The sequence below is a fragment of the Jatrophihabitans lederbergiae genome (assembly GCF_031845305.1).
GTDB lineage: Bacteria > Actinomycetota > Actinomycetes > Mycobacteriales > Jatrophihabitantaceae > Jatrophihabitans_A > Jatrophihabitans_A lederbergiae.
In genome coordinates this window covers 1-556 of the sequence record NZ_JAVREH010000214.1, presented here as the reverse complement: position 1 = coordinate 556, position 556 = coordinate 1, and the positions used below count along the sequence as shown (strand labels likewise).

The 556-nt window shown below is 67.8% G+C and carries 1 pseudogene; it reads right to left on the bottom strand.

The features are described 5' to 3' along the window. Positions 1-112: 112 nt before the first annotated feature. Positions 113-472 (bottom strand): annotated as a pseudogene (locus RM423_RS25040) (IS1380 family transposase); the annotation flags it as partial. Positions 473-556: the final 84 nt, after the last annotated feature.

Below are 556 nucleotides of genomic sequence, written 5' to 3'. Positions count from 1 at the left end.
ACCCGCCGACGCCACCGCCGCCCCACAACGCACGCCCAAGCGCAGACGAGCCCCGTCCACCAGGACCAACCGGTCCGCCAAGGAGGCAGTGTCAAGCAATAACCATTTGCGTTCCATAGGTGAAGGCGCGCAGGAACGAGCCCAGCGTCGAGGGCGCGTAGAGACCGGTGAACAGCCGGCCCATCCCTGCGTGGCGCAGCACATTCATGTCCTCGATGCTGTCCGCCCCGGCCACCATGCCTGCGACCAGCGCGGCGACCTTCGCCCCGGCGTGCGCGCCCTTGTCACCCGGCACCGTCAGATGCTCATCGCCCAGGCGGCGCAACCCGACCCGATCGGCCAACGCCAGCACCGGAACCAGCCCGCCAGCCGACACGAGACTCGGCTCATCGAAGGCAGCGGACAACGACGATGACCTATGAGAAAGTTGGTCGGGTAGCGGCGACGCATTGCTGCGCCGCCGCCCCCTCAGAACCGGACGTGCGACTTTCACCGCATCCGGCTCAAGCAAGTCCCGCGGGGCGTCCTATCTGTTGCTGCTGGCCCGACTGTCGCT